This window comes from Halomonas sp. (assembly GCF_031581305.1).
Taxonomy (GTDB): Bacteria; Pseudomonadota; Gammaproteobacteria; order Pseudomonadales; family Halomonadaceae; genus Halomonas.
On sequence record NZ_JAVLBC010000303.1, the window covers coordinates 1 to 2,322 of the forward strand.

At 67.8% G+C, this 2,322-nt stretch carries 3 protein-coding genes and 1 pseudogene; 1 reads left to right on the forward strand and 3 read right to left on the reverse strand.

Annotated features, from left to right (window positions below; all coding sequences use genetic code 11):
* Positions 1-144: pseudogene (locus RI841_RS16040) on the reverse strand (50S ribosomal protein L3 N(5)-glutamine methyltransferase); the annotation flags it as partial.
* A gap of 119 nt (positions 145-263) precedes the next feature.
* Between RI841_RS16040 and RI841_RS16045 the strand changes: the two are divergent.
* Positions 264-842 (forward strand): Smr/MutS family protein, encoded by a 579-nt coding sequence (locus tag RI841_RS16045; protein WP_310706633.1) that lies wholly within the window; start codon positions 264-266, stop codon positions 840-842.
* Between the two features lie 6 nt (positions 843-848).
* On the opposite strand, the gene RI841_RS16050 is transcribed toward RI841_RS16045, so the two are convergent.
* On the reverse strand, positions 849-1,934 hold the full coding sequence (locus RI841_RS16050; RefSeq protein ID WP_310706634.1) for a patatin-like phospholipase family protein: 1,086 nt from the start codon (positions 1,932-1,934) through the stop codon (positions 849-851).
* A gap of 28 nt (positions 1,935-1,962) precedes the next feature.
* The coding region (locus tag RI841_RS16055; RefSeq protein ID WP_405000957.1) for an alpha/beta fold hydrolase at positions 1,963-2,322 on the reverse strand (360 nt) is incomplete at its 5' end.

Below are 2,322 nucleotides of genomic sequence, written 5' to 3' on the forward strand. Positions count from 1 at the left end.
GCCGTGGCCGTAGTGCAGGCCGGCCAGGTGGAACTCGCTGGCGGCCCAGCGCAGACAGTCGCGCAGGGTAACCAGGCCGTCGGACAGGGCCTCGTCGCTCAGCACGAGGGTGGAGGAAGACGCATCAGGGAGAGATTCAGCCACGGGGCATCCTGGAGTCGGAGGGTTCGGATGGAGACGAGAACCGATTGTAACCGGGCCCGCGGTTCACAGCCACGGCAGGGGCGGTATACTGGCGCTTTGCGTCACAAGCCGAATGCCCCATGAGTCGAGACCGTCACCCTCCGGATGAGGACGAGATCAGCGCCTTTCGCCAGGCCCTGCAAGACGCCGGCGTGCGCCCGATCGCCCGCAACCGGGCCGACCCGGGTCGCCGCCGCCGGCGAGACCCCGCCGCGGCTGAGCGACGGGCCGCCGCGACTTCGGCCGCTGACGACCTCGCCGCAGCCGGTCGTACCTCGGATGGCCGGGTGGAACCGGTGCGGCCCTCCGAGTTTCTCGACTTCGCTCTGCCCGACCTGCCCTGGCGCACTCGCCAGCAGCTCAAGCGCGGGCGCATCGGCTGGGAAGCGGGGCTCGACCTGCATGGCCATACCCTCGAGGAAGCCCGTGAGGAGTTGGAGGCCTTCCTGCAGGACGCCACCGCTCGCCGCCGTCGATGCGTTCTGGTCGTGCATGGCAAGGCTTGGGGCACGACCAGCGACTACCCGGTGATCAAGAGCCACGTGAATGCCTGGCTGCGGGAATGGCCCAGCGTGCTGGCCTTCTGTTCGGCGACCGCGATAGACGGTGGCACCGGGGCGGTTTACGTGCTGCTCAGGCGACGGGGCCACCAGGCCTGACGCTGCTCAGGACGCCTCTTCGTCTTCCTGGCCTTTCTTTCCTGACGCCTCCGCGGGAATGGAGGGCCCTCCCCCGCCGGGATTGCCCCCCCGCTCGAAACGGTCCAACGCTTCCACGGCCAAGTGCCTGCCGAGACTGATAAGCGCCTTGGCACGATGAAACTCGTAGGCACCACAGACCGTCTTGGGCACCTCGATGAGCACATCCGGCAGGTAGCCCGCCACCTTGTAACTGGCAAGGGCCGCCTGGGTGATGTCGAAGGAGGCCAACACCATGTCCATCCGCCCCCACTCGCGGCGACCACCCTCCAGGGCCTCTTCCACCTCGCTCTTGTCGCCACGTTCAGCGTCATCATGGTTGCCGAAACCATCTAACAGCCGCCGAGCGGCGCCGCGAACCCCGTCGATCCAGCTGGCGAAGTCGACGCCCCGGGCGTCCCGGGACGTCTCGCGCGCCTGCTCCCGGGCGACCTCCTCGGGGGGCAGCAGCTCCTCCAGGGTCACCGGGCGCGGGCTATGGGCAGTGACATTCACTGCCAGCACGAAATCCGCCTGGGCCGACACCGTCGGGATGATCGGCAACGGGTTGAGTAGCCCGCCATCCACCAGCACCTGCTCGCCACGATGCACCGGCGTGATCACCCCGGGCACGGCGATGGACGCGCGGATCGCCTCGAGCAGCGAGCCTTTCTGGAACCACACCTCACGCTGGCGGATCAGGTCAGTGGCCACGGTGGTCACGGGGATCGTCAGATCCTCGATGCGGGTCTCGCCGATCAGGTCCTCGAGCTTGTCCATCACCTTGTCGGCCTTCATGGCCCCCATGGGACTCCAGGTGACATCGACCAGCTTGAGCACGTCGACATAGTCCAGTTGGCAGACCCAGTCGCGGTAGGCGGCCAGCTCCCCCGCCGCATAGACGCCGCCTATCACGGCGCCCATGGAGCAGCCCGAGATCGCCACCACTCGATAGCCACGCGCCTCGATTTCCTCGATCACCCCGATATGGGCATAGCCCCGGGCGCCGCCGCTGCCGAGCACCAATGCCACGCTCTTTTGCCGTGTATCGTCGGCTTTCCGCTGCTGGCTCATGACCGGCTCTCCTTCTCGAATCCCACGATCAGCTTTCCTGCCACCACACGATGGCCTTCGCCACCTCGTCGACGGACGCCGGCTCAAGGTGCAGGTGATGGCCGCCCGACAGCACGCAGCGCGTCAGCGTCGTCACGGCCGCTCGGGCCTGACGCGCCCATGTGCGCTCTCTCATGATGCCGGTTTCCCCCTCCACCAGCAGCACTGGGCAACGGATTGCCGTCAGCATGGCCCCCATCTGCTCGGGAGAGAACCGCACCAGGGAGGGGCGCAGCAGGCGGGCATCGGTGCGCAACTGCACATGGCCATCGGGCAGTGCTTCGAGATTGCGTGCGACCAGCGGGTGCGCCGTCTCGGCGTCGATGGGGGTCGCCCCGCCGGCTACCCG

Coding starts and splice junctions, on each gene's coding strand:
- RI841_RS16045 (WP_310706633.1), top strand. CDS start 264: ATGAGTCGAGACCGTCACCCTCCGGATGAGGACGAGATCAGCGCCTTT.
- RI841_RS16050 (WP_310706634.1), bottom strand. CDS start 1,934: ATGAGCCAGCAGCGGAAAGCCGACGATACACGGCAAAAGAGCGTGGCA.